Source organism: Photobacterium halotolerans DSM 18316 (genome assembly GCF_000425165.1).
Lineage (GTDB): Bacteria > Pseudomonadota > Gammaproteobacteria > Enterobacterales > Vibrionaceae > Photobacterium > Photobacterium halotolerans.
Genome location: NZ_AULG01000015.1, coordinates 166,086 through 191,172 on the forward strand (window position 1 = coordinate 166,086; position 25,087 = coordinate 191,172).

Sequence of the window (25,087 nt, forward strand, 5' to 3'; positions counted from 1 at the left end):
TTGGCTGATTTTATCTTTGCAGCTGTAAAGGTTGCACATTGCAGAGACTTATCCCTGGCTACTGATTGTTCTGGCCTCTGCGTTATAAATCAGGATCTTATTATTATTAAGTGGATGTACCCATGCGAATTCTTACAGTATTGATTCTATCTATGTTTGCCCTTGTCGGGTGTGGCGGTTCGGACGGCGGTTCAGGTAACAGCTCTACTTCTCATAACGGCACTTCAGTATCGAATGGCGGTGCTTCAGAGCGCCCAACGACTGAAGATAGCGGCCAGACCACAGGCGGTTCTTCGGGCTCAGGTTCTACCGGAACGGGCACTGGCTCAAATACAGGCGGTTCAGATACAGGTGACTCGGATCAAACCGGCACTGGCTCAGATACAGGCAGCTCAGATCAATCTATGGCTGATGAAATGCTGGCAGCGGTGAATGCTGCTCGGGCACAGGGTCAGGACTGTGGCGGCACCTGGATGCCAGCCGTTGCTCCTCTGACATGGGATGCCACTTTAGAACAAACGGCATTTCTGCACTCCAGCGATATGGCCAATTATGACTATTTCAGCCATACAGGTTTGAATGGTTCATCACCGAGTCAGCGTGTGACTGAACAGGGTTACAGCTGGAGAACCGTAGGTGAGAATATTGCGGCAGGCCAGAAGACGGTATCTGCTGTGATGCAGGGCTGGCTGGAAAGTCCGGGGCATTGTAAAAATATCATGAACGGCAGCTTCACCCAGATGGGCGCTGCGTCTGACACTAACTCAGGCAGTACCTACGGCATATACTGGACCCAAGTGTTTGCCTCGCCGAAGTAAGTATCACAGATTACAGTCCAAAGACAAACTTTGCCTGGTGGTTGCCGGGCAAAGTTTAGTGCTATCTGAGGATGCTATTGATGCCATTGCTGGTAAGCATCAATGCAGCGAATCTGAGGAAGCTTTTCTTTTAGCACACTATCGAAGCCGCTTTGCTTATAATTTCTCAGTTCAACATTGTATTTGGCTGTGGCTAAATCATAGTTGTTGGCATGGAGTATAGAGCCGGCACAGATTTTTTTATACTGATCCCAGTCACTGTAATACTTCACATAAAACGTCTGGGTCCATGCGCCGCCGGAATTGTCCTCACCACCTGTCACTTTGTTGTTAATGATACGCTCGGCATAAAACTCCCAAGTGCCGTCATCAAAAATCGTAAACTGAGCCGGGTTGTCATACTCTAAATTTTCACGGAAATAGGCCACATTGGTGAACTGGAAGACCGGATTTTTAGTGTTGGGTTTTTTATCTGTTCTTGCCGGTAAATAGATGTTCATCGTCTTATCGATGGGCGAGGCCGTGGGGGCTTGTGTACTGGTTTCGTCGTCACCGGAACTGCAGCCCTGCAGTAATATCAGGCCCAGAACGGTAAACGGTGTGATGAAAATACTGCGATGGTAAGACATGAAAATTCTCCTACGATGATGATGCCCCTGCATAAATCTCAACGTATGCAATGTCATCTTTGAGAATATCGGCAACGCTTCTTTTGTGACGTATCAACACTGAGACGTCACAGACTTCTTCTTACCTCAACGAAGAAGTCTGTGGTTTTACAATAAGCTGAATAGCCTGGCTGCTGAATCGATTGACGGCTGAGTAAATTTCGCTGTCAAGCTGACTTCATTCAACCTGGCTTCATTTCACATCCTGCCAGAATGACAGCGAGTAACGGCAAACCCAGTCGGGATCATCAAGTGGCAGGTCATGGCCGGCACTGGGGTGAATGTGTATGGGGCATTGCCAGTAGTGGGCAAGCGTACGGCTGCAAGAAACATCGACCAGCTCATCGTATTGTGAAGCAAGCAGCAGTACGGGTTTATCCGGAACATCTTTATATCTGAAGCTCAAGGCGGCGTTCAGTTGCCTGAACAGATTACTCCTTTGGATAGGACACTCTTTGCGCCATCGAATCCATGTTTTCAGTATGTCAGGATCTTCGGGGTACATGTTGGAGGTCATACGAAGAATGTATTTTTCCTGCTCTTCTGGTTTGCTCAGCAGCAATCTGATGATATTGGGGTACTGCCGCCAGCGTAATCGCTTATAAAAGGGGGATTGTTTGCCATCACTGGTATTGAGCAACACCAGTGACTTCACTTCCTCCGGGTATAATCTTGCCCACTCAAGCGCAATCATTCCTCCCATAGAAATCGCCAGCAGATCATAGGTTCCTGCTTCTATTTTATTTTCTGTCTCAAGTTCGCGGGCGTGTAAAAAATGTAACTGCTGATGAAGGTCATCCACCATGGCGCTGACGGTGGAGGGGGATGTCTCAAGAAACCGCTGGCCATTACCGGCCAGATCCAAAGCGATCACCTTACGGAAAGGAAAGTGCGATCTTAACTGTTGGGTGAAATTGCCCCAGTGTCTTTGCTCGCGAAGTAATCCCCGCAAAAGGATAATAGGTCGTTGGCAGTGAGTCATGAGCAGTTATCCTGATGGTTTGATGAATACCAGAGCAACATCGCCTGATGCCAGTCGGCCGTATCTTCGCTGTGACTGAACCAGTTGGTATAAGCTTCGGTTGCATTTATCAGAAAGTCTAACAGAACGAGATGTTTGCGGAGTGTCCGTTGCACTCTGTGCTTTTTAATGGGATGAAATAATCCGAGCGGATGCCAGAGTTGTAACGGGTTTTTTCTCACCCACAGCCAGGAGCCCATTTCCAGCGTGAGCGGTAGCAGGGTATTTCCCTGGGCTTCTGCTTCATCATACAAAAAGTCCCACAAGTCGCCGTGGCAGGTGTAGTGCTTTGTCTGCGGTTCGAAAACATAGTTTTGATGAGGGTAGGCCTGAAAAAACATTTCCCGCACCCGAAACAGGCTGCCTAGCCGTGACACCGGCTGCCGGGTACTTTTGGCGTAAGGGAACCAGATCCTGTCTCTTAGCCCGAAGCCAGAATGGCAATCCAGCGCCATGGTAAACGGGCTTTGCCGGGTCTGCTTTAGCACCTGATCAACCAGCAGCTGTGCTTCAGCTTCCATCGGATGCCCTGCCGGACCGCGATACCAGGGCAAACGGGGACTGATTCTGTGGCCACCAACCAGCCAGGCTGTACGTTCCTGGCTTTCGACAGGGGCATTGCGCATCAAATCAACATGCCTGGCGTTCGAGCGGCGTTGCATGGCCATACCCACCGGATTGAGCAGCGGAATCGCCACTATCTGCATGCTCTCAAGCGTGCGTTGCAGGTTATTATCCCAGGCCAGACGCTGACACAGGCTGGTCAGCAGTGAGAGTAAAACCTGAGTTCCAATGCGCTCAAGGCCATGCACTCCGCCAACCAGAAACAGGCAGGGCAGGCCGGGAGCGGGGTTGCCTAAACGGCACTCATAAATGGGGAGATGCTGATCATGAAAAGGTAACCGGATTAACTCACTGGCCTGCAGGCTAATGCGGTTCTTAATTTTCGCTTCGCTTTCAATCAGTGCTTCAAGTTGTATCAGTTCAGGCAAACGCTCGGTAATAGTCACATTGAATCCCTGTTTTCATCATCACTATACCTGTCCTACTGGAAGCTGCAGCGGTGTTGGCTACATTCATTCACCCCAATCACATAGTTCAGCTATGTTCATGGGGATTCATTCACTTGCCGCCTACCTGCATCATCAAGTAGTTTAGGTATACACTTATCATGGTTCATAGTGGAGTGAAAAGCTGACAGCTTTATTGCAACTGAACGCGTTATTGTTCTAGGCCAGTGCCCAGCGAAAAGCCTGAGAAAAGATATGTTTGCCGTTCTCGGGTATCACTTGTCCGTGGGCAAACAGGATTTTGTCAAATGGCCAGGTCAGAATTTCCTGCAAGGACTGGCGTAACCGGGTTTTGTTGTGGAAGCTATGACGCCAGTAGAGTGGCATCGCCGGATGAAAATAGCAGCCATTGGCTAAGGCTAAGGCCACGGTGGCCGGGTTGTGACTGTTTCGCAGCCAGGCCATGGCATCGCCAAGGATCAGGGTTTGTGATTCGGGATCGCAGAACACCACTTCTTCAACACGATCGCTGCCTCTTAATAGCGTCTGCAATAATTGTCCTCGCCACAGCGCAGGCGTTTCGGCACCCAGCGCATCATCAAAGACCAGATCGGTGCGCTTGAGCTGAAGTCCCGGAGGGGCAAAAAAGGTCGCCTGGGAGTAGGCGAGCCACCACTCGGACAAAAAGAGATGATGATTGAGGTTAGGGGTCACTATGGCTGTGACACGGCCGAGTTTAGCTAACTGCAGCTGAATGCCAGTAGTGAGCTGAACCGGGGAATGAATAAGGAGATTATCGTTTTTGAGCCGTATCACTGTCATGCGGCAGCCAACAGGCACGCCATAACGTTTCCACGGCATGTCCTGATACCAGATCCGATCTTTACTCCATTCGATCATCGCTTTATTCCTTAAAGCACCACCTGTATTTTCGGCGGAGTGTACCAGAGAAAAGTCTGCTTATATATAGAGTTAACAGCAGATAAATGAAACCCCAGCCGATGTAGCGAATTGCATAACCGCGTGAATAAAAAAGTAAACAATTCGCCAGATATTGGTTGTTTTCGCCATGCTCTGAGTTTGGGTTTTCTGTAGATGATTGAATTATAGCGTAAATATTTTTTGGTATGTGATTTGCTATATGCGTGTACCGACTATGAATAAGGTATATTGCAAATAGGTGAATTCATTAAATGCAGACAGGTTAATAATCCCGTTTTTCATCAGAGTTAACATATTCAGAACAATACAGTTGAAACAAGTAAGCTCTGCTTTTTATCTCACACACACATAAGTAGAATTCAGCGTGAATTATTCGTTACTTTTAAATGTGAAAGCTCACAGTTGCAGTTTCATTTTATGGGCCAATAACAAAATGAATCCAGAAAAATTGCATTAGACTTGAGTGGTAGCGTTTGGTGACGTTTCGTCATAAAAAAGGAGAATATGATGAGAGGACTACACACCGTGTTACGGTGGTTGGCGGCCAGGCCTTATATCTATGCCATTGGTATTACCGTTCTGATTCTTGGCTGGATGCTGTCTGGTGGTCAGTCTCAGGAAGACAACACCGCAATGCAGTTGTCGGATAATGAAAACAGTGTGTCAGTTCAGACTCAGGATAAGGCGCCGGTACCTAAAGTCAGAATCACCACCTTCGCAGCCGAGCCTGTATTTCGTAGTTTGACCTTATACGGTAAGACAGAGCCCAGCCGCCAGGCGACAGTCAAAGCCGAAGTGGCTGGGCGAGTAGTTGAGGTGATTGCGCAGCGTGGCTCGTTAGTGAAAGAAGGACAAATCATTGCCCGTCTGGCTCAGGATGACTGGCCGGAGCAGTTAAAGCGGGCAAAAGCCGTGCTCAAACAGCGGCAGATTGAATACGACGGTGCGAAGCGACTGAATGAAAAAGGCTTTCAGGGGCGTGTTCTGTTAGCTCAAACCGAAGCCGATCTTGTTGATGCGCAGACGACCATAGCGACCCTGACGCTGAAGCTGGAGAAAACCACCATCCGGGCACCACTGAGCGGTATCCTGAATGAGCGGATGGTAGAAGTGGGCGATTATGTTCAGGTGGGCGATCCGGTTGGCAATATTGCAGATATCGATCCGCTGATTGTCCGGGCTGATGTTACCGAAACGGATATTCAGCACATTCGTTTGGGTCAGGAAGCGGAGGCAAGACTGGTAGGAAATCATGCTGTCACAGGTAAGGTTCGCTATCTTTCGAAAGTGGCCAATGAAACCACGAATACGTTCCGTATTGAGGTCGCTTTCGACAATGATCAACTGAATTTGCTGGCAGGGACCAGCGCTGAGCTGGTGGTACCGATTGAAGAAACGGAAGCCATTAAAGTCACCCCTGCCGTACTGGCTCTGGATGAGGTCGGGAATCTCGGCGTTAAAACCGTAGAGAAAGATCACGTGGTCTTTACGCCGGTGCGCGTCGTGAAAAGTGATGGTGACGGTACCTGGCTGGGTGGATTTTCAGGCATGGTGGATGTGATCACCGTTGGTCAGGGTTTCGTCCGGCCGGGTGATCGTGTTGAAGCTATCAGGATGGAGAACTGAGAATGCTTGGGATGATAGATGCCGCATTGCATCGTACCCGTACCGTTGTCCTTATTCTGCTGCTTCTTTTGGTTGCCGGGTACATGAGTTACCAGAGCATTCCTAAAGAAGCGGAACCGGATATTACCATTCCCTTTATTTATGTCTCGATTACCCATAGCGGTATTTCACCGGAAGATGCTGAACGCTTGTTGCTGCGGCCCATGGAGAAGGAATTACGTGGCATAGATGGCGTGAAAGAAATGACCTCAACTGCCAGTGAAGGTCATGGTTCGGTGTTACTGGAATTTGTTGCCGGGGCCGATACCAACAGTGCCTTAGCGGATGTGCGCGAGAAAGTGAGTCTGGCTAAGGCGAAATTGCCGGACGGCACAGACGAGCCGACGGTGAATGAAGTCACCATGGCTTCTGAAAACCCGGCTATCACAGTTATGTTGTCGGGCACTGCGCCAGAGAGGGCACTGATTACCATCGCGCGTGATCTTAAAGATAAGCTGGAAAGCATGCGCGAAGTGCTGGAAGTCGATATCGGTGGTGATCGGGAAGACATGATTGAGATTCTGGTTGACCCGCTGCTGATGGAAAGCTACGACCTTGATCAGCAAGATATTTATAACCTGATATCCCGTAATAACCGGCTGGTGGCGGCAGGGACACTCGACAGCGGGCAGGGGCGTTTCCCGATCAAGCTGCCTTCTGTCTTCGACAATATTAAAGACGTCATGGAAATGCCGGTTAAGGTCTCTGGCGATAAAGTGATTACCTTTGGTGATGTCGCTACCGTTCGCCGGACGTTTCAGGATGCCGAGTCTTATGCCCGGGTGAACGGTAAACCTGCGGTATCGCTGGAAGTCAAAAAGCGGCCTGGTGAAAATATCATCCAGACGGTCGAAGGCGTGAAAGCACTGATTGAAAAAGAGCGCGAATTCTGGCCGCCAACCATAGCGGTGGATTACACGGGCGATCAGTCAAAACATGTCAAAACTATGTTGAACGACCTGCAAAATAACGTGCTGTCTGCCATTTTGCTGGTGGTCATTGTGATTATCGCTATTCTTGGTGCGCGTACGGCCTTGCTGGTGGGGATTGCCATTCCCGGCTCGTTTCTCACCGGGATACTGGCATTGGCGGTGCTGGGCTATACGGTCAACATGGTGGTGTTATTTGCCCTGATCATGGCTGTTGGCATGCTGGTTGACGGCGCCATAGTGGTTACTGAATACGCTGACCGTGAAATGAGTGAAGGTACGCCACGCTATGAAGCTTATAAAAAAGCCTCGAAGCGTATGGCCTGGCCGATCATTGCTTCCACGGCTACAACACTGGCCGCTTTTGGCCCGTTACTCTTCTGGCCGGGTATCATGGGCGAGTTCATGAAATTCCTGCCATTGACGCTGATCATGACCTTAGTCGCCTCTTTGGCGATGGCATTGATATTTGTGCCGACATTAGGTGGCTTGTTTGGTAAGCCGCGCCCCATCTCTGCTGAAAAGCGTCAGCAACTGATTGAAGCCGAAGAGGGCGATATTGAGCACCTGCCAGGTTTCACCGGTAATTATGTCCGGGTACTGAAAGCGGCGGTCAAGCGGCCATGGAAGGTGTTATTCGGCGCGCTGGCGTTCTCACTGGCGGTTATCCTGTTGTACGGCAAAGCCGGTAACGGGACGGAATTTTTCCCTGAGGTGGAGCCGGAAGGGTTTAATATCGTGATTCGGTCTCAGGGCGATTTATCCATTGAAGAGAAAGATCATCTGATTCAGGAGGTGGAACGCCAGCTATTGAATTTACCTGAGGTAGAAACCCTGTATGCGCGCTCGGGAGGCGATGACCGGATTGGTATGCTCAGGGTTAACCTGATCGACTGGCAAGACAGGCGTCCGGCGGCGGAAACGATTGAAGAGATTAAGCAGCGCACCGCCGGGCTTGCCGGGCTGGAAATTGAAGTGCGGCAGGATCAGGCTGGCCCACCAACCGGTGATAAAGATGTCAACCTGCAAATCAGCTCACGCTTTCCTGCCCTGCTGAAAGACTCAGTCGCGAAAGTCCGTAAGGAACTGGAATCCAACCCTGCCTTTACCAACATTGATGATACCGGCCCTAAACCGGGTATCGAATGGCAGATAAACGTTGATAGGGCTGATGCCGCGCGGTTTGGCGCAGATGCCACCCTGGTCGGCAATAATGTCCAGTTTGTCACCACAGGGTTAACGCTCGGCGAATACCGGGCTGATGACGTTGATGATGAAATGGATATCCGTGTGCGGTTTCCGGAACAGTACCGACATATTACCCGCCTTGAAGAGCTGCGTCTGAAAACAGCGCAGGGGCAGATTCCGCTCAGTAACTTCAGTACCTTAGAGGCCGCCAATAAGCTGGATACCATCAAGAAAGTGGATGGCCGTCAGGCGCTGTCGGTAACGGCTGACATGGCTCCCGGTTACAATCTGAGTAAAGTCATTCCTGAAGTCATGGCGCGTTTGCCTGAGCTGGGGCTGGATCCCAGGGTTCAGATTACCCTCCGGGGGGAAAACGAAGAGCAGGAGAAAGCGTCGGCTTTCCTGAGTAAAGCCTTCCTGATTGCAATGGCAGTGATGGCGATTATTCTGGTCACTCAGTTTAACTCTTTCTATCAGGCTTTTCTGATCCTGACTGCCGTCTTGTTCTCAACGGTCGGTGTCCTGCTTGGGATGCTGGTATTCAATCAGCCGTTCGGCATAGTGATGTCCGGGATTGGGATCATCTCGCTGGCCGGGATAGTCGTGAATAACAATATCGTCCTGATTGATACCTATAACGTCCTCAGAAACCAGGGCATGGAGCCGATTGAGGCGATTCTTCGCACCGGTGCCCAGCGCTTGCGCCCTGTCATGATGACCACAGTCACTACCATTTTAGGCTTGATGCCAATGGTACTGATGGTGAATGTGGATCTGATACAGCGCAAAGTGGAATTTGGCGCTCCGTCCACGCAAATGTGGGCACAACTTGCCACAGCGGTGGCGGGAGGGCTGGCCTTCGCAACGGTGCTGACGCTGGTGATAACCCCTTGTATGCTGGCGCTCGGTGCTCATCGTCAGCAGCGTAAGGAACAGAAAGCACGCAGCAAAAGCTCCCCGCATCTGATTGATGAAGCATTAATGGATGACGATGAAGAAGTGAAATCGCTGGAAAAAGTCAGTTAAAGATCCGGCCTGTTCTGTATTGGTCTGATTCACACCGACCACAACCATAAAAAAGAACCGCCACCTTTTTCAGGGTGGCGGTTTTTCTTGGGCTAGGGTGTTGCATGGTTTTCAGGCGTGCATAGTTATCAGGCGATAACCAGAAAGAACACTGCGGTTGCAACAATACCAATCAGTGCATAAGGGATTTGGGTCAGGGCGTGCTGCATAGCGGTACAGCCACTGCCTTGTGCAGACAGTACCGTGGAGTCACTGAAGAAGCATGAGTGACTGCCGGCCGCCGATGCTGACAACAGGGCGCCGATAGTGATAGAGACCGGCACACCCAGGTGCGCACCCAGCGGGAATACAATCGGCATGGCGACCGCAAACAATCCCCAGGATGAGGCGGTCGCAAAGACCAGCGCGGCCATCACAAGGAAGATGATTGCAGGGAACATCTGTGCCGACAGGTAAGGCGAAACAGTTTCGATTACGTACTGTGTCAGGCCCAGCTGGTCATTGACGTTTTTCAGCATGAAACCGGCGATGACGGTTGCCAGAGGCAGCATCATGATTTTGATACCGTCATAGACAGCCTCAAACATGGTGTTCACCGGCATCAGACGTTGTACGCCGTACAGGAACATGGTGAAAATCATGGCAACGAAGACGCCGGCCAGCAAATCAATATCGAAATACCAGCTTGCGGCAACCAGCACTATCATTGGCAGGGCAAAGTTCAGCACACCAATGGTTGAGTTTGGATGTGCTTTCACATCTTCACCCAGTGCAACGTCAACGCCACCGTCAGGCTGCACCTGGCCATTCTGGGCTCGTTTCTCTGCCGCTTTCATCGCACCCAGATCAGGGATTTTTCCAGTGGCTACCAGGAACACAACCAGCAGTGTTACCCAGCCGTAGGCCATATAAGGAATCGCATCAATATAGGCACTGATCCCTTTGCCGGATGCGGCAATGTCGTTATCTTCCAGCAGCGAGCTGAAGAAAATGGCCCAGGTGGAAATAGGCAGCAGGATACACACCGGTGCGGCGGTGGAGTCGACCAGATAAGCCAGTTTCTCACGAGAGATTTTGTAGCTGTCTGTAATGCGCTTCATCGATGATGAAATCGCAATCGCATTCAGGTAGTCATCAATGAAGACCAGAATACCCAGCACGAAGGTCAGCACCATTGACTGGCGTTTGCTTTTGACTTTAGTGACCAGAGCTTCACTGAAACTCAGGATACTGCCGCCTTTTTCCAGTATGGTGATCAATCCGCCCATTAAGCCGCAGACCAGAATCAGCCAGGCTATGGTTTCATCCATCATCACTGTCATCGACACATCGACGACATTTCCGACGATCTGCTGAGGATCTATCATGATCAGGCCGACGATAGCGCCACTGAACAGGGCCTCGACGGTTCGGTGAGTTAACAACGCCACGGCCAGAACGAAAATGGTCGGTAACAAACTGTACCAGCCATAGGGCGTCCCTGTTTCATGGGTGTTACCAATAATGGCAAAAGTCCCGATGATCCCGGCAATTGCCAGAATAACCGACATGCTCTTCGCATTTGGCTTCTGCGGCGCATCTAATGCAGGTGTTTTCACTGTCATACAAGAATTCCTTTCCTATCTTTCAGTTACGCTGAATGAAGCATCCACTCAATTTCCAGTGGCGTGACGGCTTTTTCAAAATCCGCCAGTTCACGTTGCTTGCATGCTAGATAAAGCGAGATAAATGATTGCGGTAGGTACATCGACATTAGCTCGCTTGATGCAAGCTTTATTAGTGCGTCCGGCATGCGAAGAGGTAACTCTACCGCATTGTCGGCCAGTTGTGGCGGGCATTGCTCAAAAGTAAAACGTTCGCTGGCAAGCAAGCCAGCCAAGAGTACTGAAGCAAGCACATACGGGTTGACATCTGCTCCAGCGATACGATGTTCAATACGGCGGTTGTGGCTGTCACTCATTGGGATTCTGAGTGCAACCCCGCGGTGGTTTTCTCCCCAGTTGGCATGGGTGGGTGTGTACATAGAAGCCGAGAAGCGGCGGTATGAATTCACGTTCGGGCAAAGCAGTGCCATGGAATCCGGCATCATGGCCAGCATGGCGGCCAGCGTTTGGTAATAGAAGGGGCTGGCTTCGCCTTCCTGATCGGAAAACAGGTTTCTGCCGTCTTTATCTACCACGCTCAGATGCATGTGTTTGCCGTTACCGGCTTCGTCAGCATAAGGTTTGGCCATGAAAGTGACATCGAAATCATGGGCCTGAGCAACCTGGCGAATCAACCGCTTCGCCAGAATGACCTGATCGCAGGCATTAACAACATCTTGCTGGTGGTTAAAATTGATCTCGAACTGGCCTGGTGCCGATTCCGACAGTGCGCCAGAGGTATTGAGTCCCTGTGCAACCGCAGCGTCATTGAGATCACGTAAAAACGCGGAATAATCATCAAGATTCTCTACGTTGTACACGTCTGAACGGTACTCTCTGTCATGGTGGATGGGGTTGAGAGGCGGCTGGATAGCGCCCTTAACCCCGCGGTTTTTATCCAGCAGATAAAACTCAAGCTCAATGGCGACAACCGGGAACTGTTCGCGCCGGTGAAGCTGCTCAAGCAGGTTCACCAGAACAGAGCGTATGCAAAGGTCTGTCGGCTGGCTGCCCGACTCATCCATCATGGTCAGCATGACCTGGCCGACTTCAGGATTAAAGGTGGTGGTCAGTGTGCCCGGTACCGGGTAACAGATATGGTCTGGTTCACCCAGTGCCTCGCCGAGTCCCGCTTCTTCAACCACATTCCCTTCAATGCTCAGCGAGATAGTAGAGAGAGGTAAGTAAACGCCTTTCTCAATTTTTTCAACCGCTTCGACTGGAATACGTTTGCCTCTCGGGGTGGCGTTGATGTCGGTAAAGAGCAAATCAACGAACCTGATCTCGGGCCACTTTTGTTTAAAATTTTTAACTTCTTCTTTAAATCCGTTCATTCACGAAACACCTCGTGTGGATACATCCTGTAACTTATATTTAACAGATGAACGCCAAATGGCAATAATTGTGTTCAGAATGTTCGAAATATCGAACGTTGATCAAATTTTAGTAACATTTTTGTAAATTGCAGGTTGATTTCCCTTAGTGCTCTAAGCTAGGTTTGTTCAATAAATCGAACACTGATGGCAGGAGAGACCATGATGAACTCAACAAAAGCTGGACCGGTAATTGGCGTTGTATGCTGCAAAAAATCACTGGAAGGCTATGGCATTCAAAGTGTTAATGAGTTCTATCTCCATGCGATCAAGCAGTTTGGTGCCAACCCGGTTCTGTTTCCGTCGGGCTCTACGGCTGAGGAAATTAAGCAACTGATTGGATTGGTCGACGGTGTGCTGCTGACCGGCAGTCATTCAAACGTTGCGCCGGCCCGTTACGGTGCAGAACATGATGAACCGAAAAAAGATGAAGGCCGTGATGCCTTGTCATTTGCACTGATAGACACCTGTATCAAAGAGAACGTGCCGATTCTCGGTATCTGCCGCGGATTTCAGGAGATGAATGTTGCGCTTGGCGGATCATTGCACCCGAAAGTGCATGAAGTGGAAGGCTTTAACGACCACAGGGAAAGCCCGCTCAATGACATGATCATCAAGTATTCACCGGCTCATCCGGTAAATATTTCTGACAACGGCACCTTTGCCGACTGGCTGGCGCCACTGGACAACATTGAAGTGAACTCTCTGCACGGCCAGGGTGTGAATCAATTGGCGCCGGGTCTTACTGTGGAAGCGGTTGCACCGGATGGTTTGATTGAAGCCTTTAGTTTACAGGCGCATCCATTCTTTATTGGTGTGCAGTGGCACCCAGAATGGCAAGCGACTGAAAACCATTTTTCACGAATTTTGTTTGATCAGTTTATGATATCGGCTTCAAAACGAAGGAGCCTCCATGATGGAAACTGACTCAATTGGTAAAAAAATCGCACAGCTAAGAAAAGAATACAAATTGTCTCAGCGTGAACTGGCAGAAAAAGCTGACATTACCCACAGCGCTATCTCATCAATCGAGAACAGCAAGGTGAGTCCGTCGGTCAGTTCATTACACAAGATAGTGAAAGTGTTCGATATGTCCTTGTCTGAGTTTTTTACACAAGATCAGGCATTTGATGAGCGTCCGGTGGTGATTAAACCTGATCAGCTGATTGAAATGGGCAACGAACAGGTCTCAATGAAACTGGTCTGCGACGGTCGCAAAGACAGGCAAATGGGCTTTCTGATTGAGGTATATCAGCCTCATTCGAGCACAGGACTGATTAGCATTAAACACGAAGGTGAGGAAAGCGGAACGGTACTGGAAGGTGAAATAGAACTGGCGCTGGGTGACAAAACCTATGTCATCGGCGAAGGCGAAAGTTACCTGTTTGATACCAGTATTCCTCACAAGTTTACCAACAGAACGGACAAACTTTGCCGGATTGTCAGCGCACATACCCCGGCAAGTTTCTGACGTCCACACCCAAAAGGAAGGCGTATGAACACTCAACAGCAATGGACAGCACTAAAACAGCAGATAGACATTGAAGCCAGGGCATTCATTCACGGTGAGTACCAGCATGCCCAGAGTGGTAACACCTTTGCGGTGATCAACCCGGCGACAGACGAGCATCTTGCTGATGTTGCCCGCTGTGACGCAAAGGATGCAGCAATTGCTGTTGAGATGGCCAGAAGTGCCTTTAACCGCGGAGACTGGCAGGATCAGAGTCCGGCACAGAGAAAAGCGGTGTTACTGGCGTTCGCCGACCTGATCGATCAGGATCGGGAAACCCTGGCCCTGCTGGAAACCCTGGATACCGGTAAACCTATCAGTCACAGTTTCAGTACTGATATTCCCGGCGCTGCCGCGGCTATTCGCTGGTACGCCGAAGCAATTGATAAAACCTATGGCGAAGTGGCGCCCACTGAAGTCAATGTGCATGCCTATATCACGCATCAGCCCATTGGCGTCGTTGCTGCCATAGTGCCCTGGAACTTTCCGCTCTGGCTCGCGTGCTGGAAATTAGGGCCAGCACTGGCGGCCGGAAACAGCGTGATTCTCAAGCCCTCTGAAAAATCACCGTTAACCGCCATTCATCTTGGCAAACTGGCCAAACAAGCCGGTATTCCTGATGGCGTGTTCCAGGTATTGCCGGGATTCGGCCATGAAGTAGGCGATGCCCTAGCGCGCCATGAAGATGTGGATTGTATAACCTTCACCGGTTCAACCCGGGTAGCCCGCCAACTGATGGTGTGTTCGGGTGAATCCAATATGAAGCGTGTCTGGGCCGAAGCGGGCGGTAAAAATGCCAATATCGTGTTCGCCGATTACAAGAATCTGGATAAAGCAGCGGCGGAAACCGCAGCGGGCTGTTTCTATAACCAGGGCGAAGTATGCGTGGCGGCAACCCGGTTGCTGGTACATGAAAGCATCAAAGATGCGTTTGTCGCCAAAGTCATTGCGGCATCAAACGCCTTTACCCCGAAAGATCCGCTCGATCCTGCTTCGTCGATGGGCGCACTGATCGATCAGGAGCACAAAGCCAAAGTGCTGGACTATGTCGCCAAAGGACAAGCGGCCGGTGCCAAAGTGCTGTGCGGCGGTGATGTTGCAGGGCAAGGCGCCTTTGTTGCCCCCGTGGTGTTAGGTGATGTCAGCAATGACATGGCTGTTGCCCGTGAAGAAATTTTTGGTCCTGTGTTGTGCGTGATCCCGTTCAGCACAGAAGAAGAAGCGATTGCGATCGCCAACGATTCCCCCTACGGGCTGGGTGCCGCGCTATGGACGTCCGATCTGGACCGTGCGCACCGGGTCGCCCGTCAGCTTCAGGCAGGCTCGGTCTGGATTAATAACTACAACGAAGGTGACATGACAGTTCCGTTTGGCGGCTTTAAACAAAGCGGCAATGGTCGGGATAAATCACTGCATGCCCTGGAGAAGTTCACAGAGGTGAAAACCACTTGGCTTCGTCTTGAGTCGTACTAAAAGGAGTTTACTGTGATTAATCATACCGGTTCTTTCTACGCCGCTACGGCGAACTATACGCGAGAGTTTCCAACCCTGACCGATAACATCGAGTGCGATGTGTGTATCGTGGGGGCGGGTTTCAGCGGTCTGTCATCGGCGCTGCACCTGGCGAAAAAAGGCTTTAAAGTGGTGGTCCTCGAAAGTGCCAAAGTGGGCTTTGGCGCGACGGGCCGTAACGGCGGCCAAATCGTTAACAGCTACAGCCGCGATGTTGATGTCATCGAGAAGCGTTATGACAAAAAGACCTCAGACGCACTGTGCAGCATGATTTTTGAAGGTGGCGACATTATTCGCGGCCTGATTGAAGAGTTTAACATTGACTGTGATCACCGCCAGGGTGGCCTGTTTACTGCGGTGAACAACAAACAGTTTGAAGGGCTGAAACACCATAAAGCCAACTGGGAGCGCTACGGCAATAAAGAGCTGACACTGCTCGATAAAGCTGAGCTGCAAACTATGGTGGGCACTGACGTTTACGAAGGCGGTTTGCTGGACATGCGTGGCGGCCATATTCATTCACTGAACCTGGCGCTGGGCGAAGCCGAAGCCATTATTCAGATGGGCGGACAGATTTTTGAACAGTCAGCCGTTACCCGGATTGAAAAAGGCACCAAACCTGTTGCTCACACCAGCCAGGGCTCGGTCAAAGCGCAATATATGGTACTGGCCGGCAATGCTTATCTGGGTGGCCTGGCGCCAAACATCAGCAATAAAGCCATTCCATGCGGCACACAGGTGGTGACGACAGAACCACTGTCAGATGCACTGTGCGATGAGCTGCTGCCGCAACGTTACTGCGTAGAAGACTGCAACTACCTGCTGGATTACTTCCGCATTACCGGTGACAACCGGATGCTGTTTGGCGGCGGTGTGGTGTACGGCGCACGTGATCCGGCCAACGTAGAGAAACTGATCCGTCCGAAGATGGAGAAAGTCTTCCCTCAGCTAAAAGGCGTGAAACTGGATTTTGCCTGGACCGGTAACTTCCTGCTGACCTATTCACGTATGCCGCAATTTGGCAGTTTTGCTGACAACATTTACTACCTGCAAGGATACAGCGGCCATGGCATTACCTGTACGCATCTTGCCGGCAAACTGCTGGCTGAAGCGCTGACCGGACATGCTGAGCGTTTTGATGCATTTGCGTCTCTGCGTCATTACGCCTTCCCGGGCGGACGCCATTTCCAGGTGCCGTTTACGGCGCTTGGGGCCGCTTACTACAACTTACGCGACAAGCTCGCTATCTAAGGATCGGAAAAGGAAGAGAACAATGTCAAAGACAGTGACTTTTGCTTCAGTGCAGCTTTCGATGTCGTGGGATATCGATAATAACCTGAAAAAGATCAGCCAGGCGGTGAAAGAAGCTGCCGACAATGGCGCGAACGTTGTGGTGCTGCAGGAACTCTTTGCCGCTCCTTACTTCTGTAAAGAACAGGTTGCCAGGTATTTCGATCTGGCAGAAGAAACCGATAACAGCCCGTTAATTGATCACATGAGCCAGCTGGCGCGTGAATTCAATGTCGTGATTCCGGTGAGTTACTTCGAGCGATCAGGCAACAGCTTTTTTAACTCTCTGGTGATGATCGATGCTGACGGCACTGTGATGGACAACTACCGTAAGTCACACATTCCAGATGGTCCGGGTTACAGCGAGAAATACTACTTCAGCCCTGGTGATACCGGCTTCAAAGTCTGGCAAACCCAGTTCGGCAAGTTTGGGGTAGGGATCTGCTGGGATCAGTGGTTCCCGGAGCTGGCACGTTGTCTGGCGCTGGCGGGTGCAGAAGCGATTTTCTATCCGACTGCCATTGGCTCTGAGCCTCAGGATCCGACGCTGGACTCACGCGATCACTGGCAGCGCACCATGCAGGGCCACTCTGCTGCCAACCTGATCCCTGTGATTGCCGCCAACCGCACCGGCGTGGAAACCGACGATGGCATTGAAACCACCTTCTATGGCTCATCATTTATTACCGATCATACCGGCAAGAAACTGGCCGAAGCGGGCCGTGATGAAGAAACCATCATTTATGCCAGCATTGATCTGGAAGCGACAGCCAAAGCCCGCTACAGCTGGGGCCTGTTCCGTGACCGTCGCCCGGATCTGTACGGCCGCATTCATTCACTGACCGGCAAGTAATACACACCGATTAAGGAAAGGAAGTCTGCCATGGAACGACAGGGCACCCCTTCAGAGCACGGCTATTATTTCCCTGCGGAGTTTGCGCCGCAGGAACAGGTTTGGCTGGCATGGCCGGAGCGGCCTGATAACTGGCGTGATAATGCGAAGCCAGCGCAGCACGCTTTTACTCAGGTTGCAACGGCCATCAGCCAACATACCAGGGTCTGTGTGGCTGTCAGCCCCAGTCAGTACCTGACGGCAACGCTTATGTTGCCTGAAACGATTGACGTCGTTGAAATGCCGCTCAATGACGCCTGGATGAGAGACATCGGCCCGACAGTCGTGGTGAACGACAAGGGTGAGCGCCGTGGCATCAGCTGGCAGTTCAATGCATGGGGCGGAGAGGTGGATGGCCTGTATGCCCCCTGGAATGACGACGATAAGGTGGCGGCGACAATTTGCGAGCACCTCGGGCTGGATTACTATCGCGCACCTTTTGTACTGGAAGGGGGAGCGATTCACACTGACGGCGAAGGCACCCTGTACACCACGGAAGAATGTCTGTTGTCTGCCGGACGGAATCCGCATCTCAGCAAAACAGAGATCGAAGCGTATCTGGCCGATTACCTGTCAGTCAGCAAGGTGATCTGGCTGCCGGATGGCTTGTTTAACGACGAGACCAATGGCCATGTCGATAATCTGCTGCACGTGATTGCGCCGGGTGAAGTGGTATTAAGCTGGTGTGATGATCCTGAGGATCCGCAGTATGCGATTTCCCGCCGGGCACTGGATGTGCTGGAGAACAGCACGGATGCCAAAGACCGGCGCATCAGAGTGCACAAGCTGCCGATCCCGGGTCCGCTATATTTAACACAAGAGGAAGCGGCCGGTATTGAGCCATCGGGCGGCATGAAACGTGAAGCTGGCGAACGTTTGGGTGGCTCTTATGCCAACTTCCTGATGTGCAATAAAAACGTATTTTTGCCCTTGCTGGACTCAGCCAGTGATCAGCAAGCCATGTATATACTGCAAGCGGCACTGCCGGATTACCAGATTATTGGTATACCGACCCGGGAAGTGCTGCTGGGTGGCGGCAATATCCATTGTATTACTCAGCAGATCCCTGACGCACTTGCCTGCAAACAGGGCTGACAGGTCTGGTCAAATGAAAAGGTTTTATTATGCAGCAAATTAAGAACCGCACTTTGCTCGCTTTTGTGTGCGAGCCATCCGACACCTCACTGGCTGTGACCAATCCGGCTGACGGTGAAGTGTTGTGTCATATTCCGACTCAGAATGAAGCGGAAATTGTTTCTGCCATTGAACGCGCCAATACCGCGCAAAAGGCCTGGGCGAAAACCAGCGCTAAAGAGCGTGCGGTGATCCTGCGTCGCTGGTTTGATCTGATTATGCAGAACCAGGACGATCTCGGCCGTCTGATGACCTTAGAGCAAGGCAAACCGCTGGCTGAAGCCAAAGGCGAAGTGGCCTACGGTGCCAGCTTTATTGAGTGGTTCTCGGAAGAAGCGAAACGTACCTATGGCGATTCCATTCCGGGTCCGACCACAGATAAACGCATCGTGACGATCAAGCAGCCCATTGGTGTGGCCTGTGCCATCACTCCCTGGAACTTCCCGATTGCGATGATCACCCGTAAAGCCGCGCCTGCACTGGCGGCGGGCTGTACCTTTATCTGCAAACCTGCCAATCAGACGCCTTTGTCAGCCTATGCAGTGGCGGAATTAGGCTATCAGGCCGGTATCCCGCGCGATGCGCTTCAATTGGTGGTGAATGCCTCGTCCAGCATGGTGGGCAAGGTGTTCACCGGCAATCCGCTGATCCGTAAGTTGTCCTTTACCGGCTCCACCGGTGTCGGTCGCCTGCTGATGGCACAATGTGCCGACAGCATCAAGCGCACGTCGATGGAGCTGGGCGGCAACGCGCCCTTCATCGTGTTTGACGATGCCGATATCGATCTGGCTGTGAAAGGCGCGGTGGCCTCCAAGTTCCGCAATGCCGGTCAAACCTGCGTGTGTGCCAACCGTTTCTACGTGCAGGACGGTATTTACGATGCCTTCGTTGCCAAATTCAAAGCTGAAGTTGAAAAGCTGAAAGTGGGCAACGGGCTGGATGACGGCGTGACTATTGGCCCTGTGATTGATACGTCGGCCAAAGAGAAGATCATGCACTTAACCGATCACACCGTTGCTCAGGGGGCAACACTGGTGACGGGCGGACAGCAGCTTGACGGCCTGTTTGTCCAGCCGACGATTCTGGCGGATGTCACGCACGACATGGATATCGTGCAGGAAGAAATTTTTGGTCCGATTGCACCTGTGATTCGTTTCAGCACGGATGATGAGCTGATTGACATGGCCAACGACACCATTTATGGCCTCGCTTCTTACTTCTACAGCCAGAACATCAACCGGATCTGGAAAGTGGCAGAAGCACTGGAATACGGCATGGTGGGGATCAACGAAGGCATGATTTCAACCGAAGTGGCCCCGTTTGGCGGGGTGAAACAATCCGGTATCGGACGTGAGGGTGCCAAGCAAGGCATCGACGAATACATGGACATTAAATACCTCTGTTTTGGCGGCATTCAAGCATAAGGAAGGCAAGTGATGAGCAATCAAGCATGGCAAGCACGTAAGCAACAAGTGATCGCACAGGGAATGGGCAACCTGAATCCTCTGTATGTAGAAACTGCAAAGAATGCCGAAATCTGGGATATCGAAGGTAATCGCTATATTGATTTTGGTTCGGGTATCGCGGTGAACAACACAGGCCATTCTCACCCCCGTATTGTCGAAGCGGTCAAAGCGCAGCTGGATAATTTTTCCCATACCTGTGCCATGGTGACCCCGTATACGTCCTTTGTGGAACTGGCGGAGCAACTGACAGCACGCGCTCCTGGCAACACGGCGAAGAAAGCCGTCTTTCTGACCACAGGTGCGGAAGCGGTCGAAAACGCCATCAAAGTTGCCCGAGCGCACACCAAACGCAGCGGCGTGATTGCGTTTAAAGGCGGATTCCACGGCCGGACCAATATGACCATGGGGCTGACCGGTAAAGTGGCACCTTATAAAGCGGGTTTCGGTCCCTTCCCGGGCGAAATCTATCATGCCCCTTATCCGAATGCGTTCCACGGCATCAGCATTGAAGACAGTCTGCAGGCGATTGAGGATCTGTTCGCCTGTGATATTGAACCGTCACGTGTTGCCGCCATTATCTTCGAGCCGGTTCAGGGCGAAGGGGGCTTTTACCAGGCGCCGCCTGCGTTTGCCCAGGCGCTGCGTGAACTGTGTGATAAACACGGTATCCTGCTGATTGCCGATGAAATTCAAACCGGTTTTGCCCGTACCGGCAAAATGTTCGCTACTGAGTACTTAGGTATTGAGCCGGATATGATGACCATGGCAAAAGGGATTGCAGGTGGTTTCCCAATCTCAGCCCTGGTGGGTAAAGCCGATATCATGGATGCTGCCGGCCCCGGCGGTCTGGGTGGCACTTATGCCGGTTCACCTCTGGGTTGTGCCGCAGGTCTGGAAGTGCTGAAGATCATTGATGAAGAGCAGCTGTGCGAGAAAGCCCTGAAAATTGGCGAAGTGATGACCAGCCATTTCCGCTCGCTGCAGTCTGATTTCCCTGTCATTGGCGAGGTACGTAATCTGGGCGCGATGATTGCCGTCGAGTTTGTCGATCCTCAGTCCGGTGCCCCCATGGCTGATCTGACCAAATCGCTGGTGGCTCAGGCGCGGGAAGAAGGTGTCATTCTGCTGTCTTGTGGTGTGAAAGGAAACGTGATCCGCTTTCTGCCTGCCCTGACGATTGAAGATGAGATCCTTGCAGAAGGCATCGAGAAAGTGAAAAAAGCACTGGCAGCCTTGGTTTAAGCATTGGTTTAAGCACTGGTTTAATTACCTGCTGGCTGCATGGAAAAATAAAAGGGCATACAAAGTAGTATGCCCTTTATTTTTTCAAATTGACGATGACTTGTTCCATTGTTTATTTTTGATTATTCCTTAAATGATATAACGCATCAAACTGTGGTCACCAATACACCAATCGAGTTTTGTTCGTGATAAATCGAATGGTTATTTGGGTCATTGGCATAGCCTTGAAGGGCATGTCTTGCATTCGCGCTATATCCGATTGCGACTACCCATCTTGAACCGGGATTGGGTGCCGGATAATGTACGATTTTATTCATGTCCTGCTGAGCCGAGGCGAGAACCGCGGCACCAGCGTTATTGGCACTTTCAACTTTGAGTTCAATCGCATACCTCCCATCATTATCCTGAGCCAGTGCATCTAAACGCCAGTTGACATTGGGCGGCGGATAAGGCACTTCACGAGCGGCTTGTATCCCTGCCTGGCGAAAAAGAAGAATCAGTTCGACTTGCATCCATATTTCCCAGGCAGCACCGGTTGTAATGGCTTGAGTAATTCGCGCTGAGTCATTGAGAATCATATAAGCTAAGTTTTGGTTATTCATTATTTACTCTTACTGAATTTAGAACGGAAAGTGGTTCATGCAGGTTTAGTGATTAAACGGTATGAACACACTCAGGGTAATATTATGCTTTCCCTCAAAAGCCACCTTTTATGGATTCACAGAAAACTTTCTCAGACTCACTTCAATAAAAACTGAAGTAACAACCGCTGATCAGAATGGGTTAATGACTTTAAGCATTAAAAAAACAGGCATACCTGAGTATGCCTGATGAAAATAGTGTGTGGTGTCTGAAAAGACGTGATTTATTTAAATTCGGCTTTTCGCATCCGGTTCAATACGGCCATGACATCGACAACGCGGGGTTTGGCTAAATCACCATAGTTTGGCATGGTGCGGAACCATTCATCTTGCAGCATTTTCTGGAAGGCGGTCACGGGTTGCTTTTCCCAGCCTTTGAGCTGCGCCAGCTGACACCATAACCAGCCAATAGTATGGAGCTGGCTGGCATCGGCAATTTGCTCTAATGCCTGCAGATCCACGAACTCACGGCCAAAACGCAGACTTTGCTTGTTTTTGACCTGAATGCGGAATTTACCTTCTTCCAGTTGTGCCTGAAGCCCGGAGCGGTTCAGCTGGCGAACACGCGGTTGTTCAATGGCAGCACTGCCTTCCGGCTGGCGCTGTGTCGGATGTGATTGCACGACAATTTTCGCTTTCGCGGTGACATCGACCGCTTCATAGTTGTGCATCTGGATCACTGTATCAGCGACATCCAGGTAGTCCCCTGAGCCGCCCATCACCAGCATGACAGAGACGTTCAGGTGATTGCGCAGCAAAGCAATACGATCAACCAGCGGTGTGATAGGTTCATCTTCTTTCGCAATCAGCGCCTGCATGCGCTCGTCACGGATCATAAAGTTCGACGCGGATGTATCTTCATCAATTAACAGCGTCTGGGCACCGGCTTCCAGCGACTCCTGCAACCAGGCTGCCTGCGACGTTGAGCCGGAGGCATTTTGCGTGCTAAAGCAGGTGGTATCTTTACCCATAGGCAGGTTATTGATGTAGGGCGATAAATCGACGCTGTGAACGCAGCGGCCATCTTCGGCGCGAATTTTACTGGCAGTCTCATCGGCAACCACATATTCGCGGCCATCACCCGGGACATGATCATACACTGCATTCTCGACTGCATTCAGCAGGGTCGATTTGCCGTGAAAGCCGCCACCGACAATCATGGTAATGCCGGTAGGGATACCCATACCACGCAGTTTACCTGCGTGAGGTGCGTCTAATTCAACAGCCAGGCTGTCCGGGCTGATGAATGGCACAGCGTCAGGCATTGGCTGCTCGCTGTTACCGGCAAGGCGTGGTAACACACTGTGATCGGCCACGAAGGCAATCAGGTTTTTTTCTTTGAGTTGCGCGCGCAGTGCCACCTGATCTTCAACGGTTTCACAATGGCGGCGCAGATCATCCATCGGCAGTTCACGCGCAATCGTCGCGCGACGAATGATTTTCGGCAGCGTGAAGGTCAGCAGGTTGAGTGCTTTCTTGGCAATGATGGTACGGCCGTCAGCAGGGAGATCGACACGAAAACGCAGTTCAATGGCATCGTCGTCGAAAACGACCGCAGTGCGGTCCAAAACGGCCTGACCCGGACGGTCAATCTGAATCTCGTTCACTTCTCTGGCCAGATCCGCAAACTGACGGGCGATAAAATCACGCGCTGCGCGCTGATAGTCTGCCGACTGGTCTTTCAGCCAGGCCAGATCCGTGAGTGACCACTGGCGCCGGGCGCGAACGCGTGTCGCAGGCGCGAAAGGATCCGACTGAGGGATATCGATAAAGAAATCGTAATCAACAAAGTTGTACTGACCCCGCAGGCTGGAATAGCTGCGATAATTACGACGGTCAATTTTTTTGAGTCTGGCTTCTAGTAAGTCCATGGTCACTCGATATCACTGGCAATAAACATTGGGGGCAGGAGTGTACACCAAAGCACAGTTATGTGCATGTTATTCGGTGATCCAGCTCCCGCTTATCAGGCATTCAAACCTTAGTCTAATTGTTAGCGTACCGGGTTTTCGTCACTGTGATGAGAAAAGAGACTTTCCACGCTATACAAGGAGTCAGTATGTTGGAAATGGCATCAAAATCGGCCGAATGGCTATTGCTGCTCAGCGGTGTGATCCTGATCTTGACCAGTATGGTGCAATACGGACGCCGCACCCGCAACTGGGGCGGGGTAATGACGATGTTCTACAAGCGCGTCAGCATGACAGCCATCGAGTTCAAGTTTTACCGTTCAGGAGTGGCCGCCGTGATATTGGCGATTGTGCTCAGAATGGTAAACCTGATTTTCTGGCCATAATCGTGGTGTTGCTGAGCGCGCAGAATTAAGCGAAAACTTGCCAGTTGATGTGATTTGTCGCACACTTGCCGCCCATCAAGATTCTGACAATAAAGGCGGGTATTATGGCCTCTACCGCAGCGGCACTACACATTCTGGTGAAGCATAAAGAACAAGCTGATGATATTTTGCAGCAGCTGAAAAAAGGCGCAAAATTTCAGACGCTGGCAAAGAAATATTCAACCTGTCCATCCGGCAAGCGCGGTGGCGATCTGGGCGAATTTCGCAAGGGCATGATGGTACCGGCATTCGATAAAGCCGTGTTTACCGGCAAAGTGCTGGAACCGATTGGTCCGGTGAAGACCAAGTTTGGGTATCATGTGATTAAGGTTTTATACCGCACGTAAGTGGTGCATTGGCACTTTTGAATTCGTTTGTATGTCGCGCTTGAGTCTGAAGCATCCCTTCGCAGTGTACTCAGCGCGCCAGGTACTCTTTTGAGGCAAAAATGTATGGTCCGCCCCGTTTTTGCAACTACAATTTTAACGGGAGTGGTTTGCGCTAATGTATTCGGAGTCTCTCTTGGAAGCTCTCGCATTCCAGCTCCACGATGATATCTGCGCCAGATAATCCTTAAAAGAGTAAATGCATCTAAGTGCTATTTTTGCCGTCAGGTTACATATCTGGCCGATTGACCGTTATCGTCATCATTGTCATTGCAAAATGGGTTAATGAGTTTATTGGCAAGCAAGGTTGTTGGCGTTGAACGCTCGGTGTGAGTTCATCACAGCCCAGGCGATCCGCACTAACTTGTTAGCGAGTGCGACAACAACGACATTAAA

Annotated in this window: 21 protein-coding genes; 13 read left to right on the plus strand and 8 right to left on the minus strand. The window is 51.0% G+C overall.

Annotated features, from left to right (window positions below; all coding sequences use genetic code 11):
- Nucleotides 1–122: 122 nt before the first annotated feature.
- On the plus strand, nt 123–818 hold the full coding sequence (locus tag H511_RS0103965) for a CAP domain-containing protein (RefSeq protein ID WP_027251142.1): 696 nt from the start codon (nt 123–125) through the stop codon (nt 816–818).
- 74 nt (nt 819–892) lie between these two features.
- On the opposite strand, the gene H511_RS0103970 is transcribed toward H511_RS0103965, so the two are convergent.
- The 4 genes from H511_RS0103970 to H511_RS0103985 form a co-directional block, all read right to left on the minus strand.
- Nucleotides 893–1,447: a hypothetical protein gene (locus H511_RS0103970; protein ID WP_027251143.1), complete on the minus strand. Its 555-nt coding sequence runs from the start codon at nt 1,445–1,447 to the stop codon at nt 893–895.
- 232 nt (nt 1,448–1,679) lie between these two features.
- Nucleotides 1,680–2,468, minus strand: a complete 789-nt coding sequence (locus tag H511_RS0103975) for an alpha/beta fold hydrolase (RefSeq protein ID WP_027251144.1) — start codon at nt 2,466–2,468, stop codon at nt 1,680–1,682.
- Nucleotides 2,465–3,517, minus strand: coding sequence for a M14 family zinc carboxypeptidase (locus H511_RS0103980; RefSeq protein WP_027251145.1), 1,053 nt, complete (start codon nt 3,515–3,517; stop codon nt 2,465–2,467). Before H511_RS0103980 ends, H511_RS0103975 begins: the two co-directional genes overlap by 4 nt.
- Nucleotides 3,518–3,736: 219 nt before the next feature.
- On the minus strand, nt 3,737–4,417 hold the full coding sequence (locus H511_RS0103985) for a DUF4336 domain-containing protein (protein ID WP_027251146.1): 681 nt from the start codon (nt 4,415–4,417) through the stop codon (nt 3,737–3,739).
- A 549-nt stretch (nt 4,418–4,966) separates the two neighbouring features.
- Here H511_RS0103985 and H511_RS0103990 point away from each other — a divergent pair.
- Together H511_RS0103990 and H511_RS0103995 are read left to right on the plus strand one after the other, a co-directional pair.
- Nucleotides 4,967–6,085, plus strand: a complete 1,119-nt coding sequence (locus H511_RS0103990) for an efflux RND transporter periplasmic adaptor subunit (protein WP_027251147.1) — start codon at nt 4,967–4,969, stop codon at nt 6,083–6,085.
- A gap of 2 nt (nt 6,086–6,087) precedes the next feature.
- On the plus strand, nt 6,088–9,267 hold the full coding sequence (locus H511_RS0103995) for an efflux RND transporter permease subunit (RefSeq protein WP_027251148.1): 3,180 nt from the start codon (nt 6,088–6,090) through the stop codon (nt 9,265–9,267).
- A 128-nt stretch (nt 9,268–9,395) separates the two neighbouring features.
- Here H511_RS0103995 and H511_RS0104000 read toward each other — a convergent pair whose 3' ends face one another.
- Nucleotides 9,396–10,871 (minus strand): Na+/H+ antiporter NhaC family protein, encoded by a 1,476-nt coding sequence (locus H511_RS0104000; RefSeq protein WP_027251149.1) that lies wholly within the window; start codon nt 10,869–10,871, stop codon nt 9,396–9,398.
- 26 nt (nt 10,872–10,897) lie between these two features.
- Entirely contained in the window at nt 10,898–12,244 is a 1,347-nt protein-coding gene (locus H511_RS0104005) for a glutamine synthetase family protein (RefSeq protein ID WP_027251150.1), read from the minus strand.
- Nucleotides 12,245–12,445: 201 nt separating this feature from the next.
- On the opposite strand from H511_RS0104005, the gene H511_RS0104010 reads away from it, so the two are divergent.
- From H511_RS0104010 to gabT, 8 genes are read left to right on the plus strand one after another with little or no spacing between them, the layout of a single operon-like run.
- Nucleotides 12,446–13,210, plus strand: a complete 765-nt coding sequence (locus tag H511_RS0104010; protein ID WP_036758659.1) for a gamma-glutamyl-gamma-aminobutyrate hydrolase family protein — start codon at nt 12,446–12,448, stop codon at nt 13,208–13,210.
- Nucleotides 13,200–13,754, plus strand: coding sequence for an HTH-type transcriptional regulator PuuR (puuR, locus tag H511_RS0104015; RefSeq protein ID WP_027251152.1), 555 nt, complete (start codon nt 13,200–13,202; stop codon nt 13,752–13,754). Before H511_RS0104010 ends, puuR begins: the two co-directional genes overlap by 11 nt.
- A gap of 24 nt (nt 13,755–13,778) precedes the next feature.
- On the plus strand, nt 13,779–15,266 hold the full coding sequence (locus H511_RS0104020) for an aldehyde dehydrogenase (protein WP_027251153.1): 1,488 nt from the start codon (nt 13,779–13,781) through the stop codon (nt 15,264–15,266).
- A gap of 12 nt (nt 15,267–15,278) precedes the next feature.
- Complete coding sequence (locus tag H511_RS0104025; protein WP_027251154.1) at nt 15,279–16,556, plus strand: NAD(P)/FAD-dependent oxidoreductase; 1,278 nt, start codon at nt 15,279–15,281, stop codon at nt 16,554–16,556.
- Nucleotides 16,557–16,578: 22 nt separating this feature from the next.
- Nucleotides 16,579–17,448, plus strand: coding sequence for an N-carbamoylputrescine amidase (gene aguB / locus H511_RS0104030; protein ID WP_027251155.1), 870 nt, complete (start codon nt 16,579–16,581; stop codon nt 17,446–17,448).
- A gap of 30 nt (nt 17,449–17,478) precedes the next feature.
- Nucleotides 17,479–18,582: an agmatine deiminase gene (aguA, locus tag H511_RS0104035; protein ID WP_027251156.1), complete on the plus strand. Its 1,104-nt coding sequence runs from the start codon at nt 17,479–17,481 to the stop codon at nt 18,580–18,582.
- Between the two features lie 29 nt (nt 18,583–18,611).
- The gene (locus H511_RS0104040) at nt 18,612–20,045 is read left to right on the plus strand and encodes an NAD-dependent succinate-semialdehyde dehydrogenase (RefSeq protein WP_027251157.1); all 1,434 of its coding nucleotides are present in this window, start codon (nt 18,612–18,614) and stop codon (nt 20,043–20,045) included.
- A 12-nt stretch (nt 20,046–20,057) separates the two neighbouring features.
- Nucleotides 20,058–21,329, plus strand: a complete 1,272-nt coding sequence (gene gabT, locus H511_RS0104045) for a 4-aminobutyrate--2-oxoglutarate transaminase (protein ID WP_027251158.1) — start codon at nt 20,058–20,060, stop codon at nt 21,327–21,329.
- A gap of 146 nt (nt 21,330–21,475) precedes the next feature.
- Here gabT and H511_RS0104050 read toward each other — a convergent pair whose 3' ends face one another.
- Both H511_RS0104050 and H511_RS0104055 read right to left on the minus strand, forming a co-directional pair.
- Nucleotides 21,476–21,931 (minus strand): hypothetical protein, encoded by a 456-nt coding sequence (locus tag H511_RS0104050; RefSeq protein WP_027251159.1) that lies wholly within the window; start codon nt 21,929–21,931, stop codon nt 21,476–21,478.
- 263 nt (nt 21,932–22,194) lie between these two features.
- Nucleotides 22,195–23,841, minus strand: coding sequence for an ABC-ATPase domain-containing protein (locus H511_RS0104055; RefSeq protein WP_027251160.1), 1,647 nt, complete (start codon nt 23,839–23,841; stop codon nt 22,195–22,197).
- 188 nt (nt 23,842–24,029) lie between these two features.
- Here H511_RS0104055 and H511_RS0104060 point away from each other — a divergent pair, with 188 nt between their 5' ends.
- Both H511_RS0104060 and ppiC read left to right on the plus strand, forming a co-directional pair.
- A complete protein-coding gene (locus H511_RS0104060) occupies nt 24,030–24,266 on the plus strand; it encodes a hypothetical protein (protein WP_027251161.1) in 237 nt (78 codons plus the stop codon).
- A gap of 104 nt (nt 24,267–24,370) precedes the next feature.
- A complete protein-coding gene (gene ppiC, locus H511_RS0104065; RefSeq protein ID WP_027251162.1) occupies nt 24,371–24,652 on the plus strand; it encodes a peptidylprolyl isomerase PpiC in 282 nt (93 codons plus the stop codon).
- The last annotated feature ends 435 nt before the right edge of the window (nt 24,653–25,087 follow it).